General features: G+C 71.3%; 19 protein-coding genes. 13 read left to right on the top strand and 6 right to left on the bottom strand.

Annotated elements, in window-relative coordinates; translation table 11 throughout:
- Positions 1–69 precede the first annotated feature (69 nt).
- Positions 70–651, bottom strand: a complete 582-nt coding sequence (gene rsmD / locus XM48_RS04055) for a 16S rRNA (guanine(966)-N(2))-methyltransferase RsmD (RefSeq protein ID WP_046454515.1) — start codon at positions 649–651, stop codon at positions 70–72.
- Between the two features lie 188 nt (positions 652–839).
- On the opposite strand from rsmD, the gene XM48_RS04050 reads away from it, so the two are divergent.
- The 8 genes from XM48_RS04050 to XM48_RS17795 all read left to right on the top strand — a co-directional run bounded on the left by XM48_RS04050 (position 840) and on the right by XM48_RS17795 (position 7,137).
- Positions 840–3,026, top strand: a complete 2,187-nt coding sequence (locus XM48_RS04050) for an ATP-dependent DNA helicase RecG (protein ID WP_046454514.1) — start codon at positions 840–842, stop codon at positions 3,024–3,026.
- Between the two features lie 163 nt (positions 3,027–3,189).
- Positions 3,190–3,684, top strand: a complete 495-nt coding sequence (coaD, locus tag XM48_RS04045; protein WP_046454513.1) for a pantetheine-phosphate adenylyltransferase — start codon at positions 3,190–3,192, stop codon at positions 3,682–3,684.
- Positions 3,685–3,701: 17 nt separating this feature from the next.
- The gene (locus XM48_RS04040) at positions 3,702–4,256 is read left to right on the top strand and encodes a DUF177 domain-containing protein (RefSeq protein WP_231580793.1); all 555 of its coding nucleotides are present in this window, start codon (positions 3,702–3,704) and stop codon (positions 4,254–4,256) included.
- Between the two features lie 11 nt (positions 4,257–4,267).
- Positions 4,268–4,471, top strand: a complete 204-nt coding sequence (gene rpmF / locus XM48_RS04035; RefSeq protein WP_046454512.1) for a 50S ribosomal protein L32 — start codon at positions 4,268–4,270, stop codon at positions 4,469–4,471.
- A 54-nt stretch (positions 4,472–4,525) separates the two neighbouring features.
- Positions 4,526–5,227, top strand: a complete 702-nt coding sequence (gene rnc / locus XM48_RS04030) for a ribonuclease III (RefSeq protein WP_046454511.1) — start codon at positions 4,526–4,528, stop codon at positions 5,225–5,227.
- A 14-nt stretch (positions 5,228–5,241) separates the two neighbouring features.
- Entirely contained in the window at positions 5,242–6,204 is a 963-nt protein-coding gene (gene mutM / locus XM48_RS04025; RefSeq protein WP_046454510.1) for a bifunctional DNA-formamidopyrimidine glycosylase/DNA-(apurinic or apyrimidinic site) lyase, read from the top strand.
- 37 nt (positions 6,205–6,241) lie between these two features.
- The gene (locus XM48_RS04020) at positions 6,242–6,811 is read left to right on the top strand and encodes a cysteine hydrolase family protein (RefSeq protein WP_046454529.1); all 570 of its coding nucleotides are present in this window, start codon (positions 6,242–6,244) and stop codon (positions 6,809–6,811) included.
- A 152-nt stretch (positions 6,812–6,963) separates the two neighbouring features.
- Positions 6,964–7,137: a hypothetical protein gene (locus tag XM48_RS17795; RefSeq protein ID WP_156174922.1), complete on the top strand. Its 174-nt coding sequence runs from the start codon at positions 6,964–6,966 to the stop codon at positions 7,135–7,137.
- 9 nt (positions 7,138–7,146) lie between these two features.
- Here the strand turns inward: XM48_RS17795 and XM48_RS04015 are convergent, their stop codons facing one another.
- The gene (locus XM48_RS04015; RefSeq protein WP_046454509.1) at positions 7,147–7,344 is read right to left on the bottom strand and encodes a hypothetical protein; all 198 of its coding nucleotides are present in this window, start codon (positions 7,342–7,344) and stop codon (positions 7,147–7,149) included.
- Positions 7,345–7,484: 140 nt separating this feature from the next.
- Here XM48_RS04015 and XM48_RS04010 point away from each other — a divergent pair, with 140 nt between their 5' ends.
- The gene (locus XM48_RS04010; RefSeq protein ID WP_046454508.1) at positions 7,485–8,519 is read left to right on the top strand and encodes a hypothetical protein; all 1,035 of its coding nucleotides are present in this window, start codon (positions 7,485–7,487) and stop codon (positions 8,517–8,519) included.
- Here XM48_RS04010 and XM48_RS04005 read toward each other — a convergent pair.
- The 3 genes from XM48_RS04005 to XM48_RS03995 all read right to left on the bottom strand — a co-directional run bounded on the left by XM48_RS04005 (position 8,489) and on the right by XM48_RS03995 (position 10,331).
- On the bottom strand, positions 8,489–9,118 hold the full coding sequence (locus XM48_RS04005) for a GyrI-like domain-containing protein (RefSeq protein ID WP_046454507.1): 630 nt from the start codon (positions 9,116–9,118) through the stop codon (positions 8,489–8,491). The two genes, XM48_RS04010 and XM48_RS04005, sit on opposite strands and share 31 nt — an antisense overlap.
- 120 nt (positions 9,119–9,238) lie before the next feature.
- Positions 9,239–9,718: a MarR family winged helix-turn-helix transcriptional regulator gene (locus XM48_RS04000; protein ID WP_046454506.1), complete on the bottom strand. Its 480-nt coding sequence runs from the start codon at positions 9,716–9,718 to the stop codon at positions 9,239–9,241.
- Positions 9,699–10,331, bottom strand: coding sequence for a DJ-1/PfpI family protein (locus XM48_RS03995; protein ID WP_046454505.1), 633 nt, complete (start codon positions 10,329–10,331; stop codon positions 9,699–9,701). Before XM48_RS03995 ends, XM48_RS04000 begins: the two co-directional genes overlap by 20 nt.
- A gap of 123 nt (positions 10,332–10,454) precedes the next feature.
- Between XM48_RS03995 and XM48_RS03990 the strand changes: the two genes are divergently transcribed.
- Together XM48_RS03990 and XM48_RS03985 are read left to right on the top strand one after the other, a co-directional pair.
- Positions 10,455–10,997 carry a hypothetical protein gene (locus XM48_RS03990; protein WP_046454504.1) on the top strand — a complete coding sequence of 181 codons (543 nt, stop codon included), beginning with the start codon at positions 10,455–10,457 and terminating at the stop codon, positions 10,995–10,997.
- A 127-nt stretch (positions 10,998–11,124) separates the two neighbouring features.
- Positions 11,125–11,565 (top strand): VOC family protein, encoded by a 441-nt coding sequence (locus XM48_RS03985; protein ID WP_046454503.1) that lies wholly within the window; start codon positions 11,125–11,127, stop codon positions 11,563–11,565.
- A gap of 4 nt (positions 11,566–11,569) precedes the next feature.
- On the opposite strand, the gene XM48_RS03980 is transcribed toward XM48_RS03985, so the two are convergent.
- A complete protein-coding gene (locus tag XM48_RS03980; protein ID WP_046454502.1) occupies positions 11,570–13,048 on the bottom strand; it encodes a PLP-dependent aminotransferase family protein in 1,479 nt (492 codons plus the stop codon).
- 144 nt (positions 13,049–13,192) lie between these two features.
- Here XM48_RS03980 and XM48_RS03975 point away from each other — a divergent pair, with 144 nt between their 5' ends.
- Positions 13,193–13,837: a pyridoxamine 5'-phosphate oxidase family protein gene (locus tag XM48_RS03975; RefSeq protein ID WP_046454501.1), complete on the top strand. Its 645-nt coding sequence runs from the start codon at positions 13,193–13,195 to the stop codon at positions 13,835–13,837.
- A 113-nt stretch (positions 13,838–13,950) separates the two neighbouring features.
- A partial coding sequence (locus XM48_RS03970) for a chromosome segregation SMC family protein (RefSeq protein WP_046454500.1) occupies positions 13,951–15,195 on the top strand: 1,245 nt, incomplete at its 3' end.

The raw sequence follows: 15,195 nt of genomic DNA, 5'->3' as shown, positions 1-15,195 counted from the left end.
CGCCCGTTCGCCGTTGTGGCGCGTCTAGGGTGCGTCTCTACGGCGCCGCAGCACCGTGACGCTGGAGGCTCAGCGCCCGGCGAGCTCCGACCACCACAGCACGGTCTCGCCGTAGTGCTTCTCGCGGATCCGGACGAGGCCCTCCGGCCAGCTCGGCTCGGGGCTGCGGCTCGACCGCTCCACGAGCACGACGCCATCGGGATCGAGCAGCGGCGGGAGCGCCGCGATGTTCGCTGCGAGCTCCTCCTCGCCCAGGTCGTAGGGCGGATCCAGCAGGATCGCGTCCCACGCGGCGACGGGCGCTTGCCCGTCGAGGAAGTGCTGCACCGACTGCCGTGCGACGTCGACCTCGGGGGAGGTGCTCGCCGTGCGGAACGCGCCGAGGACGGTGCGGGCGTTGCGGCCCGCGACCTGCGCCGCCTGCGGGTGCTTCTCGACCAGGGTCGCGCGCGCCGCGCCGCGGCTGATGGCCTCGAGGCCGAGCGCGCCGGACCCCGCGTAGAGGTCGAGCACGCGCGCGCCCTCGATGAGGCCCCACGAATCGAGCGCCGAGAAGATCGCCTCGCGCACCCGGTCGCTCGTCGGACGCGTGCCCGCCTTGGGGACTTCGAGTCGCAGCGATCCCGCACTGCCCGCAATGATTCTGGTCACCGGACGAGCGTACCCGGTCGTGCTCGACCGTCCGGTTGCTCCTCCGTTCGAGGGTCGCTTCCGAAGGAGATCCGGGTTCAGGAGGAGGATTCTCGCCAGAACGTCCTTCTGAACCCGGATCTCCTTCTCGGGCCGAAGGCGCGAGCCGCGCGGAGCCGGGTGTCGGAGGTGCCCGATAGCCTGGGGATGTGAACGACACGAGCCTGGAGACCCGACTCGAGGGAGTCGTGGGCGGCCGCACGGCCCAGGCGCTCCAGCGCGCGTTCGAGATGCGCACCATGGGCGAGCTGCTGCTCCACGTGCCGCGGCGGTACTCCCGCCGGGGCGAGCTCACCGCGCTCACCGGCCTGCCGGTGGGCGAGCAGATCACCGTCGTCGCGCAGGTGCTCGACGTGCGCGAGCGCCGCATGCAGCGCCGCAACGGCAAGCTGCTCGAGGTGCGCATCACCGACGGCACGGGCTTCCTCTCGCTCACCTTCTTCAACCAGGCCTGGCGGTCGAACGAGCTGCTGCCGGGCAAGCGCGCCATCTTCGCGGGCAAGGTCAGCGAGTACCGGGGTCAGCTGCAGCTGCAGCATCCCGACTACGAGCTGCTCGACGACGACGCGGTGACGAACGGCGCCGAACTCGACGAGGCGGCGGCGAAGGCCTGGTCCGAGACGCCGATCCCCATCTATCCGGCCACGGGGCAGCTGCCCAGCTGGACCATCCAGCGCGCGGTGGGGCTCGCGCTCGACGCGCTCGGCCCCCTCGAGGATCCGGTGCCGCGGTCGATCCGCGACGCCGAGGGGATCCTGGAGCTGCGCGAGGCCTTCGAACTCGTGCATCGGCCGCAGCGCACCAACGACTGGCAGCGGGCGCAGCAGAGCCTGCGGTTCCGCGAAGCGTTCGAACTGCAGCTGGCGCTGCTCGACCGCAGGCGCCGCGCGGGCATCGCGCCGAGCGCCCCGCGTCCGCCGAAGGCCGGCGGTCTGCTCGACCGCTTCGACGCGGCGCTGCCGTTCGAGTTGACGGCCGGGCAGCGGGCGGCCGGTTCCACGATCACCGAGGAGCTCTCGCAGCCGCACCCCATGCACCGCCTGCTGCAGGGCGAGGTGGGCTCGGGCAAGACCCTGGTCGCGCTGCGGGCCATGCTGCAGGTCGCCGAGGGCGGCGGACAGAGCGCCCTGCTCGCGCCGACCGAGGTGCTCGCCGCGCAGCACCTGCGGTCGATCGTCGAGTCGCTGGGCCCCGAGCTGGCACCGCTGCTGAACCCCGTGCTGCTGACCAGCAAGATGCCGACCGCCGAGCGCAAACGCGCCCTGCTGTCAACGGCCGCGGGTTCTGCCCGCATCGTCGTCGGCACGCACGCGCTGCTCAGCGAGAACGTGACCTTCGCCGACCTCGGCCTCGTCGTCATCGACGAGCAGCACCGCTTCGGCGTCGAGCAGCGCGAGACGCTCCGCCGCAAGGGCGACGAGCCGCACGTGCTCGCCATGACCGCGACGCCGATCCCGCGCACCGTGGCGCTCACGGCCTTCGGCGACCTCGAGGTGACCGCGATCCGCGACCTCCCGGCCGGGCGTCAGGGCATCGAGACCTTCGTGGTCCCCGTGTTCGAACGGCCGAAGTGGGCCGACCGCGCCTGGCTCCGATCCCTCGAGGAGATCGCCGCCGGACGCCAGGTCTATGTCGTGTGCCCCGCGATCGCGGCGGGCGCGAAAGAGGAAGGCGTCGAGGATCCGGGTCCGGTCGAGCCGGAGGTCGGCGGCGGGGGAGCCCCGCCGCAGATCTCCAACGTCGAGGACACGCTGGCGGAGCTCCGGGCGCGCGCCGACTTCGCCGGGATCACGACCGCCGGCCTCACCGGCGCGATGAAACCCGACGAGAAGGACGCCGTCATGCGGGCATTCTCGGCCGGCGAGATCCAGCTCCTCGTCGCAACGACCGTCATCGAGGTCGGCGTCAACGTGCCGAACGCGTCGATGATGGTCGTGCGAGACGCCGACCGCTTCGGCATCTCGCAGCTGCACCAGTTGCGCGGACGCGTCGGCCGTGGCGAGCATCCGGGGCTCTGCCTGCTGCTCACCACCGCGGCCGACGGCATGGTGGCGCGCGAGCGCCTCGATGCGGTCGCGGGCACCCGCGACGGGTTCGTGCTCGCCGAGGTCGACCTCGAACTGCGGCGCGAGGGCGACATCCTCGGCACCGAGCAATCGGGCGGGCGCTCGACGCTGCGCCTCCTGCGCGTGGTCGAGCACGGCGAACTGATCGCGCACGCGCGCGACGTCGCCGCCGCGCTGCTCGACGCGGATCCCGAGCTCCACGGCGCCCCGCTGCTCGCCGCGCTCATCGCGGGGGATCAGGACCACCTCGACAACCTCGCGAAGTCCTGACGCGTCCCGGCGGCACCTTCGGTGCGATCCGGAGGTGCGCGACACGCCGTCGCGTCGCAGGATCTGCGATCAATCGTGCACCTCGATCCGGAACCGCTGAACGAATTCTGCGCGAACCCGCAAAATGCCGCGGCGTCGATATCGGAGCCTCTAGGCTGGCCGCATGACCAGAATCGCCGTCGTTCCCGGTTCCTTCGATCCGGTGACCCTCGGACACCTCGACGTGATCCGCCGGGCCGCCGCGATCTTCGACCAGGTCCACGTGCTCGTCGTGCACAACCCCGACAAGCACGCCATGCTCCCCATCGCCGAGCGGGTCAACCTGCTGCAGCGCTCCATCGACGAGGACGAGACGATCCCGAGCAACGTGGTCGTCGCCTCGTGGTCGGTCGGCCTGCTGGTCGACTACTGCGTCGAGGTGGGTGCGTCCGTCCTCGTGAAGGGTATCCGCTCGCAGATCGACGTGGCCTACGAGACCCCGATGGTGCTGATGAACCGCAGCCTCGCGAACGTCGAGACCGTGTTCCTGCTGCCGGATCCCGGCCACGCCCACGTGTCGAGCTCGCTCGTGCGCCAGGTCGCGGCGCTCGGCGGCGACGTCGCGTCCTACGTGCCTCCGGCCGTCGGCCGCTACCTCGAGAAGACGCGCCCAGCCTGATCCGGTACCCTGGATCGGTGAATCACACCCGCGTCTATCAGGAGAACATCCGCGACCTCATCAATCGCCCCGGCGAGATGCGGGAGCGGGAGCGCACCCTCGAGGTCCCCGACCAGCTCGGCGAGGCTCTGGCCCGCATCCCGGCGGGCGAGCAGCTCGACCTCGCGGTGCGTCTGGAGTCCGTCCACGAGGGCATCCTCGTCTCCGCAACCGCCCGCACGACCATGCATGCGGAGTGCGGTCGCTGCCTCACGCAGTTCACCGAACCGTTCGAAGTCGATTTTCAAGAGCTTTTCGCGTATACTCCTTCGGAGGCCGACGAGTATGAGGTTCACGGTGATCACGTGGATCTTGAACCTCCGCTCCGAGACGCGGTAGTGCTCGCACTACCGTTCCAGCCTGTGTGTCGCCCGGACTGCCCGGGGCTCGATCCCGAGTCCGGTGAGCTGCGCGAGGCCGGAGCTGCAGCCGTGTCCAGCGTGGATGTTGATCCGCGATGGGCGATGCTGGCCGATTTTGTGGCCGACCCAGACCGTGGCGAGGGCGAACAGCCCGCGCCGGATAGCAAGTAGGAGAGAACATCATGGCTGTTCCCAAGCGGAAGTTGTCGCGTTCGAACACCCGTCACCGCCGTTCGGCGTGGAAGGCCGAGGCCCCGAAGCTGGTCAAGACCGTCGAGAACGGTAAGACCGTCTACAGCCTCCCGCACCGCGCTCGCGTGGTCGAGGACTCGCAGGGCACCCCCCTGTTCCTCGAGTACAAGGGCCGCAAGGTCGCCGACGTCTGAGCTGATTGCACGACATCCTCGTGATGTCGTCGCGAGTGCATGACTTCGCAATACATGATGCCGCCGGGATCCCCTTCGGGGGAGCCCGGCGGCTTTCTTTCATCGTTCGGCGTCGCGATCGATCCCGAGCTGCTGCAGCTCGCGCTGACGCACCGCTCCTGGGCCTACGAGCACGGGGGCGCGCCGCACAACGAGCGTCTCGAGTTCCTCGGGGACTCGATCCTCGGCCAGGCGGTCACGGTCAAGCTGTACCGCGACTATCCCGATCTCTCGGAGGGCGAGCTCGCCAAGCGGCGCGCCGCGCTGGTGTCGACGGTCGCGCTCGCCGAGATCGCCCGAGGCCTCGGCCTCGGCTCCGAGCTGCGCCTCGGCAAGGGCGAGGAACTGACGGGCGGTCGCGACAAGGACTCGATCCTCGCGGACACCGTCGAGGCGACCATCGGCGCCGTCTACCTGTCGACCGATCCCGAGACGGCTGCGCAGTTCGTGCGCCAGCTCGTCGCGCCGCTGCTCGAGGATCCCGACCGCTTCACGGTCGCGCTCGACCCCAAGACCTCGCTGCAGGAGGAGGCGGCCGCCCGCGGTCTGCCGCATCCCGCATACGACGTCACGGGTGAGGGGCCGGACCACGATCGCCGCTTCACCGCGCGCGTCGAACTCGCGGGCGCCGTCGGCACCGGCCGGGGCACCAGCAAGAAGGCCGCCGAGCTCGCGGCCGCCCGCGACGCCGTCGCGCAGCTGCGCAACGGCCGGTAGGCGAGGCGTTCGCGATGCCCGAGCTCCCCGAAGTCGAGGTCGTTCGCGCGGGCCTCGCGCCCGCGCTGAACGGCGCGAGCGTCGTCGCCGCGGAGGTGCGCGACGCGCGGGCGCTGAAGCGCCACGTGCCGCTCTCGGACGAAGCCGGGGTCGGCGGCGTGGGCGTGAGTCTCGACGCCGCCGCGGCTGCGGCGCGCGCCGCGGACTTCGAACGTCGCATCGTCGGCGCTTCGTTTGCCGCGCCGGCCCGGCGCGGCAAGTTCCTGTGGGTGCCGATCGCCGACGGCCCTCCGGTCGCGCTGCTCGCCCACCTCGGCATGAGCGGGCAGATGCTGCTGCGCGCACACGACGCTCCCGATGACGCGCACGTGCGCGTGCGGCTCTGGATCGAGCATCCCGAGCACGGTGAGCTGCGCCTCGACTTCTCGGATCAGCGGCTGTTCGGCTCCCTCGCCATCGACGCGCTCGTCGCCACCGATGACGGCTTCGCCGCGGGCCGCGGATCCACCGAGGCGCTGATCCCCGGGCAGGCGGCGCACATCGCGCGCGACCCACTCGATCCCGCCTTCGACGACGCGCTGTTCGTCGCGCGGCTGCGCGCCCGCCCGGTCGCGGTGAAGCGACAACTGCTCGACCAAGGGGTCATCAGCGGTGTCGGCAACATCTACGCGGACGAGGCGCTGTGGCGCGCGCGGATCCACCCGGAGACCGCGGGCACCCGCATCGGAGCAGCGAAGGCCGCCGAGCTGCTCGCGCACGTGCGCGAGGTGTTCGCGAAGGCCCTCGCCGAGGGCGGCACGAGCTTCGACGCGCAGTACGTTAACGTGAACGGGCAGGCGGGGTACTTCGCCCACTCGCTCAACGCCTACGGCCGCACGGGGGAGGCCTGCCCGCGCTGCGGCGCCCCGATCAAGCGCATGGCGTTCATGAACCGCGGATCGCACTTCTGCCCGAAGTGCCAGCGGAAGCGCACGTAGCCTCCAACCGGTGCGTGAGCTGCGCTATCGTGCAGGCATGTCCTGGAGCCCCGCGGCGAGACCCGCCCTCATCGTGATCGACATGCAGCGCGGCTTCGACGACGCCGCGTTCTGGGGGAGGCGCGACAACCCCGCGTGCGAGGCGAACATCGCCGCGCTGATCGCGCACTGGCGGGAGCGGGAGTGGCCGCTCGTGTTCGTGCAGCACGACTCCGCGAACCCCGATTCTCCGCTGCACCCGGGGCAGCCCGGCCACGACTTCAAGGACTGCGTCACCGGCGATCCCGACCTGCTCGTGCGGAAGCAGGTCAACTCCAGCTTCTACGGAACACCCGATCTCGACGCCTGGCTGCGCCAGGAGGACATCTCGCAGCTCGTGATCTGCGGGATCACGACGAACCACTGCTGCGAGACCACCGCGCGCATGGCCGGCAACCTCGGCTACGACACGGTCTTCGCGATCGATGCCACGCACACCTTCGACCGGCGCTCGCCGGACGGGAACCTGATCGAAGCGGCCTCGTTATCGGAGACGACCGCGACGAACCTGCACGGCGAGTTCGCGACGGTGCTGCGCGCCCGCGAGATCCTCGGATCGGGCGCCTGATCCACGTGCCGCGCGGAGGGTTCCGCCAGCGCGCGAAGGCCTGAGCGCTCCCAGCTCGCGCGCAGCGATGGCGCCGCCACCCCGAGGCTCGCGGGCGTATGCTCAGCGCAACGGCCCGGAAGAACGGACCCGAGCGAGAGCGAGGGGATCCCATGTCTCACACGATCTTCGTCACCGTCTACCTCGTCGTGATGGGCCTGCTCATCGTCGGCGTGGACGTGCTGTTCCTGCGCGAGTACTTCTGGCTGCGCCTCGGCGTGAATGTCGGGATCGTGGCCGTGTTCGCGCTCGCCTACCTGCTCCTGCTGCGCGACGCGTTCAAGTAGCGGCCGACGTCAGCGGCCCTCGAGCTCCTGCACCCGAGCCTCGAGCGCCCGGATGCGATCGTAGAGCTCGACCAGCGTCACCCCGTCGGCGACGACGCCGGGGCGCCGCCAATTCCACCGCACGAACTCCTCGTGCGTCGCGAAGGTCTCGCGAGGGCGGTACTCGGTCGGCGGTTCTCCTGAGACGTTGAAGCCGAAGAAGTTCATGGCGGATCCTCTCGATCCTCGTCACCCGACATCCCGGGCCCTGCGCTCAGCGTAGGCGTGACGGGCGACGGAGTCACGCGTTCGGGCCCGGCCTCGGACGGGAGAACCCGGACTCGGATCACGGAATAGACTTGCGGACCATGGGCGAACACGGCGGAGCGGGCTGGGCGGTGCGCGGGATCTTCGGAAAGCCGCTCGTCTGGGCGGCCCTGCTCATCGCCGCGGCCTCGGTGCTCTTCGCGACCGGGACCTTCGGGCTCAGCGATGACTGGATCGTCCCGTTCCTGATCACCCTGCTCGGCGGATGGTTCGCGGGCAACGCGATCCTCGACGGGCTGAACCGAGTCGAGCAGTTCCGCATCCGGATCATGCTCCACGTCGGCGCGATCGCGGCGATCGCACTCACGATCTGGGCGATGTTCCTCTGGACGAAGCCGCTCGCGAAGGCGGGGATCCTCCCGGACTCGGGCTGGGGCGTGTTCTTCGCGCTCCAGATGGCCGGGCTCGTCGCCGTCGCCTGGTTGGTGCTCGCACTGCTCCACACGGTCACGGCGCTCGTCAAGGTCGGCAGCAAGCCGGTCGACCGCCGCCTGCCCGAGTGGGAGGCCGCCGAGAGCGACGGCGCGATCGTGCGCTTCTCCGCCGCCCCGATGCGTTTCGGGGCGCTCACCGGAGTGATCGTCGGCACGATCGTCGTGGCGAGCCTGCTGGGGGCGGGACTCATGCTCGCGTTCCCCGCGATCATGAACGCGGGGCCGATGGTGGTGATCGTCGCGCTCGCGCTGGTCATCGGGCTGCCGCTCTACGCGATCATCAGCGCGATGTTCCGGGTTCGGAGCCGCCGCTGCTCGATCCTGTTCGGAGACCGGCGCCTGCGGCTCGAGGTCGGAGACGACGTGTTCGAGTGCGGCTACGTGCAGCTCGACGAGCTCATCTGGCGGCGGGGGAGCGAGTACGCGCGGATCGAGCTCGGCGCGCGCGGAGAACGGCGGTCCCTCATCGTCGGAGTCGCGAAGCAGCCGCCGGGCACGGCCCCGAACCTGCCCGAGCTGTCGCGCCGTACGAAGCGGCTGCTCGAAGCAGCCGGACTCGAGGACGTCTCGAGCGAGCGCGAGGTCCGGTCGGGTCTGACCCGCTACCGGCGTCAGGCGGTGCCCGCGTCCGCTACCGGCTGACGCAGGATCGTGCGCAGCTTCTCGGGTGCCGTGCGGCGCGGATCCCCGAGGTAGACCTCGTGATGCCGGCCCGTCATGCGGAGTCCCTGCCCGGGGATGAATCGCTCGTGCAGTTCCGCGAGCGTGTCGGTCTCGTCGTCGTAGGAGCCGACGTGCAGGGTCTGCACGCAGCGGCCCTCGGTGAGCGACTCACGCCGGACGTCGCCGATGCGGGCGGCGGCGTCCTTCTTGGCGCTCGCCGCGGAGACCGCCGCGGCGAATCGCTGTTCGTCGATCCAGTCGGGCATCAGCAGCATCATGGTCCAGTCCCACTGCGACTTGTCGCGGGCGGAGGTGAAGGAGTCCATGTCGTCCGCCCACCAGAGCGCCTCGAGCGGCGGCACGACGTAGTCGCGGTCGAGTTCGCGCGCGCTCGCGAACTTCATCGCGTAGGCCACGGGGTAGAGCGCGGCGATCGCGTCGGCGGCGGCCTCGGAGTTGGGGTCGCCGTGGCCGTCGATCATGAGGTACCGGCGCTCGGGCAGGTCGATGATCTCGAACCGGCCGCGCGGGGCGCGGTAGGACGCGAGCGTGCGCTTGAAGTCGATCTTCTCGGTCATGGCGTCAGCGTAGTTCCTGCCCCCGACATCGACCGGGCCCGAATCATCCGTTCGGCGTCTCGAAAGGATGATTCGGGCCCGGTCGACGGAGCGCGGTGGCGCGAACGACGCCCCGCTCGCTCAGGCATCGCGGTCGCCGGCCGTCGTCTCGCGGTACTCTCGCGATGCCGCGATGACGCGCGGGATGAGGCGGCGCAGCTCGGCCAGCTCGGCATCGCCGATCGCTGCGCCGACGTGGTCCGCCCAGGCGTGCTGCTCGGCCGCCATCGCGGCGACCGCCGAGCGGCCCGAGGCGGTCGGTGCCAGCAGCTTGGCGCGCTGGTGCTGCGGATTGTCGCGCCACTCAGCCCAGCCGGCCTCGACCACGTCGTTGGCGACGCGCTGCACGCTCTGCCGGGTGAGGCCGAGGCCGATCCGGCGCGCGATCTCGGCCACCGGGATCGGATCCTCGAGCGCGGCGCCGAGCACCTGCCACTGCGCCGGGGTGAGCTGATGCGGGGCGCTGATCATCGCGGCCGCGCTCAGGAACTCGCCGTTCAGCTCGAACGCCGGCAGGACGAGCGCGGTGAGCGCGTCCCCCTCAGGACTTCTGCCAGGCATCGGCGGCCTCCATCCAGGCCTGGAAGTACTGCGGATCAGCCGTCAGGCTGAGTTGCTCCCACGCGTCGATCACGTCGTCGGGGAACAGGCCGACGCGTCGCATCACCTCCGCGGTGAAGGGGACGGGGCGGATCCCGCTCGCGGTGGTGATGCCGCCGTCGGTGACCACGGGCGCGTCGCGGTAGCGCTCGCCGCCGGCGTAGCCCGTCATCTGCAGGTACTCGGCGGCGTTGGAGGTGTGATCGCGCGCGTCGAGCAGGCCGTTGCGGGCGAGCAGGAACGTGGCTCCGCAGATCGCGGCGACCGGCACGTCCCGGTCGAGCAGCGCGCGCGTGGTCTCGGCGAGCCGCTCGTGGCCGGACTCGTAGCGGTCGCTGCCGGGGATCACGAGCGCGGCGAGGGAGTCGTCGTCGACGATGTCGGCCAGATCGACGGACGGCGAGATGGGCAGTCCGCCCATCGAGGTGACCGGGGTGAGGCCGTCGCCGACGATGACGAGCGAGAATCGGCCCGGTTTCATCTGCTCGGCGTCGGAGAGCTGCGTGGTCAGGTACGCGTACTCCCAGTCGGCCATGGTGTCGGTCGCGTACAGGGCGATCTTGGCGGGGTGCATGGGGGCCTCCTCCGGTCAGTGCGTCCATTTTGACAGCATGCTGTCACATGCGCAATGGCGAATGCGTCCGCTCTCGACGACGCGGCCGAGATCGGGGCGAAACCGTACTGCTAGCCTGGCTGCATGGTGGATCTGCACCCCGTCGAGCCCGGCGTTCGCCTCGACCACCCGTGGATGCGGAGCTCGCGCTGGGGCATGGCCTGGCGCGTCTGGCTCGCGGTGCTCATCGCGACCATGGCCGGCCTGCTGCTCATCCTCGGGCCGCAGGGAGGTATCGGGGGATTCGGAGGACTCTCGGGCACCGCCGCGTTCCCGCTCGCCGTCGTCCCGGCGCTCGCCGGCGTGCTCGTCTTCGCGCTGGGGTCACGCCTGCGTCGGTACTCGCCGATCACCCAGGGTTTCCTCCTCGGGCTCGCGGTCGCCGCGGTGTTCGTGCTCGTCGCCCTGGTCGCCAGCGCGTTCGACAGCTGGGGCGCCCTGTACCTCGTCTACTGCCCGCCGACGTTCGTCGCCTGCGCGGTCGGGCTCCCGCTGGCGATCTGGAGCACCACGCGGATCGGGTCCCGCGTCTGCTGGCCGGTGGCCGGCGTGGTCCTGCTGGTCTATGCCGCGGTGTCGTTCCTCAACGCCGGCGGAGCCTTCGACGCCGATCCGTTCGCGGGCTGAGCGCGCGACGACCGCGCGCGGACCGAACGCGTCCGATCCGGAGGCTTCCGCTCGGGGCCCGGCCGGGAGCAGAATGAGGCGTGCTCGCGATCGGCGGGTGCGCACTGCTCAGCGAGGAGGAGTCATCATGAACGATCAGGTCGAGAACGCCGCGGCTGAGGAGGAAGTCTCGTACGGCAACGGCCGTCCGGTCCACTTCGAGATCCACGCGGCGGATCCGGCACGGGCCGTCGCCTTCTACGTCGAGGTCTTCGGTTGGCAGTCCGAGGACTGGACGGAATACGCGGGCATGCCGTACTTCGGTCTGCGCACCGGCGAGGGCCCCGGCATCGACGGTGCGATCATGCAGCGGCACGGCGACAACCCGGAGCCCGGCGCTGCGGTCGGCGGCGGGGTGCTCACGATGGGGGTCGCCTCGTTCGACGAGGCGGCCGAGCGCATCCTCGCGGCGGGCGGCACGCTCGCGATGCCCAAGTACGCGCTGCCCGGCATGGCCTGGCAGGGGTACTTCCTCGACACCGAGAACAACGTCTTCGGGATCCACGAGCCCGACCCCGAGGCGAAGTAGGCGGTCAGGCCCCGGCCCCGGCCACGACCTCGAGCACGGTGCGGAGCCCGAGGTCGAGCCGGATCGCGGTCTCCGCTCCGTAGCCGATGGCCAGTGCGTCGTCGGCGCGTGGGAGCCGCGCGAACTGGGAGACGGTCTCGACGAGCACCCCGCGAGACTCCAGCGTCGCCGCGGCTTCGGTGCCACCGATCCCGTCGGGCAGGGCGAGCACCGCGTGCAGCCCGCCGTCGAGCCCCGAGAGGCGGTCGGCCAGGCCGTGCTCGGCGAACCGTTCGAGCAGCAGGGCGCGGCGGTGCCGGTACTCGCGCCGGGTGCGCGCGACGTAGCGGCGCAGCCCGCCCGAGGCGAAGAACGCCGCGAGCGCCGACTGGGTGACGAGCGGCACGGTGGGACCGAGCGCGGTGCGGGTGCGCGTCAGCCGGTCGTGGATCGGGCTCCCCGCGGTGGCGACGAGGTATCCGCAGCGCAGCGACGGGGACAGCGTCTTGTTCAGGCTGCCGATGTGGACCACGACCCCGCCGGGGTCGAGCGCGGCGATCGCGGGCAGTGCCGCGCCGAGGTGACGGAACTCGCTGTCGTAGTCGTCCTCGATGATCAGGGTCCCGGTGCGCGCGGCGAGCGCGACGAGCGCGGTGCGCTCGGCAGCGGTCATCCGGCCGCCGAGCGGGAACTGGTGGCTGGGGGTGACGAGCACCGCGTCGGCTCGCGGGCGTACCGCGCTCAGCAGCTCCGGCAGCAGGCCGCGGTCGCCGACGGGGACCGGTTCGACGTGCAGGCCCGCGGTCTCGAACACGGCGGACGCCTCGGGGTATCCGGGATCCTCGGTCGCGATGCGCGCACCGGCGCCCAGCGCGAGCGAGACGAGCAGCAGCGCGTCGGAGGTGCCGGAGGTCACGATCACGTCCTCGGTCGCGCAGGGCACCCCGCGCGAGCGTCGGACGTGCAGCGCGATCTGCTCGCGGAGGCGCTGCTCGCCGAGGGGCGGCGGCGCGTACGAGCGCAGCGGCTCGCGAGCCGCGACGGCGAGGGCGCGCCGCCACTCCTCGGGAGGGAGCGGCGGGGTGTGGGGATGACCCGTGCGGAGGTCGATCGGGCCGCGGTCGGCGGCGGGCGATGCCGGCCGCGATGCCCCGCCTGCGGGCCGGGGATCCCCGCTGCCCGCTGCACCGGGTGACGCGGCCGTACCCGTCCGCGGAACGACCGGCACCGCCGGCACTGCCGCCGGAACGATGCCGGCGGCGATCCGCGTCGCGGATCCGAGCCGGGCATCGAGATATCCCTCGCCCCCGAGCTGCTCGTAGGCGCGCACGACGACCGAGCGGGCGACGCCGAGCGACTCGGCGAGCGCCCGGGACGAGGGGAGCGCCTCGCCCTCGGCGAGGTCGCCCGAGAGGATCCGGTCGCGGAGCCGGCGGACGAGCTGCGCCGCGAGCGACTCGCCGGTCCCGCGGTCGAGCGCGATCCAGATCGACGCATCGAGCATGGTGGCCTCCCGGGCGCATCGGGATCCCGCGCGCTGCCGGGATCGGTCCTCTCGAATCGTAGCGAATCGGACTTCTTCGAGGACCGCTTCCGGGATGATCCTGGAACCGGCGCTCACGCCGAACGACCCCAGGAGGACCCCCGAATGCCCAGTCTCGTCTCGCAACGCATGCCCGAGAAGATGTCGACGGAACGCGCGGCGCTCGACGAGCTGCTCGGCTCGACCGTGCTCGCGCACGTCGGGCTCGTCGTCGACGGGAGCGCGGTCGTGTTCCCGACCGGCTTCGCCGTGATCGACGACCGGCTGGTGATCCACGGCTCGACGGGATCCCGCTGGATGCGCGCGATCGCTGCGCAGGAGGTCAGCGTGACGGTCACGAAGGTCGACGGCGTGGTCGTCGCGCGCAGCACCTTCGAATCGTCGATGCTCTATCGGAGCGCCATGCTCTTCGGCCGGTTCGAAACGATCGATCCGGCCGACAAGCCGGCCGTGCTCGATGCGCTCTCCGACCGCTTCATCCCGAACCGCAGCGCCGAGGTGCGGCCGTCGAGCAAGAAGGAGCTCGCGGCGACGGTCGCGCTCGCCCTGCCGATCGACCGCTGGTCGCTGCGCGTCTCGGCCGACTGGCCCGAGGACGAGGAGTCCGACATCGCGGGCGACGCCTGGGCCGGATTCGTGCGGTTCGGCGCGCCCAGTGCGACCGCCGAGGCGGCCCCCGACCTGCGCGACGGCATCGAGCCGCCCGCGTCGGTGCACGAGCTGCTCGCGCACCCCGAGCGGATCGTCTAGCGCCTTCCGAAGGTCCGGATCGGCGCGGGATCATGCCGATTCCGCGCCGATCCGGTACCGTTTCCCCAGTGCGGCAACGGTCGCGGGTGGCGACGAGCGGAAGGACGGGGCGCATGCACCTCAAGAGCCTCACGCTCAAGGGCTTCAAGTCGTTCGCCCAGCCCACCACCTTCCAGTTCGAACCCGGGGTCACCGCGATCGTCGGTCCCAACGGCTCGGGCAAGTCGAACGTGGTCGACGCCCTCGCCTGGGTCATGGGCGAGCAGGGCGCGAAGTCGCTGCGCGGCGGCAAGATGGAGGACGTCATCTTCGCGGGCACCTCCACCCGCGGGCCGCTCGGCCGTGCCGAGGTGCGGCTCACCATCGACAACTCCGACGGTGCGCTGCCGATCGAGTACTCCGAGGTGACGATCAGCCGCACCCTGTTCCGCAACGGTTCGAGCGAGTACGCCATCAACGGCGAGAACTGCCGCCTGCTCGACGTGCAGGAACTGCTGAGCGATTCCGGCCTCGGCCGCGAGATGCACGTCATCGTCGGTCAGGGGCAGCTCGACGCCGTGCTGCGCGCGACGCCCGAGGACCGCCGCGGTTTCATCGAGGAGGCGGCGGGGATCCTGAAGCACCGCCGCCGCAAGGAGCGCACGCTGCGCAAGCTCGACGCGATGGAGACGAACCTCACCCGTCTGAACGATCTCGCCGGAGAGATCCGTCGGCAGCTGAAGCCGCTGGGTCGGCAGGCCGAGGTCGCGCGGCAGGCGCAGGGCATCGCCGCCGAGGTGCGGGACGCGAAGGCGCGGCTGCTCGCCGACGACGTGTTCCGGTTGCGGAACGAGCTGGAAGCGCTCGCGAAGGACGAGTCCGAGCGGCACGCGGAGCGGATCGTGCTGCAGGAGCAGATCGAGCAGAAGCAGCTGCGGATCCAGCGGCTCGAGCAGGACCAGCAGAGCGAGGAGCTCGACGCCGCGCGCCGCGTGACGATCGCCCTCGAATCGTCGCAGTCGCGCCTGCGCGGGCTCTACGCCCAGGCGCAGCAGCGGCTCACCTTCCTCGCCACGCAGGCCGAGGATCCCGAGCAGATCGGCCGGCTGACGCGCGCGAGCGTGGAGGAGGCCGGGTCCGAAGCCGGTCGCCTCGAATCGCTGATCCCCGAGGCCGAGGCGTCCTGGGAGAACGCGACCGCGGCGACGACCCGCGCGCAGCGCGGCCTCGACGCGATCGACGAGCACCTCGCGGCGCAGAGCGCTCTGGTGTCGAAGCACGACCTGGAGCTGTCCCAGCTGCGCGGCCGCGTCGACGCGGCGCAGCAGAAGCGCAGCGCGGTCGAGCAGGAGCTGCGCCGCCGCGAGCTCGCGGTCGAG

The organism is Leucobacter sp. Ag1, from assembly GCF_000980875.1.
GTDB lineage: Bacteria > Actinomycetota > Actinomycetes > Actinomycetales > Microbacteriaceae > Leucobacter > Leucobacter iarius.
The sequence above is the reverse complement of the archived record's forward strand: the minus strand, read 5'-3'. Positions and strand labels throughout refer to the sequence as shown.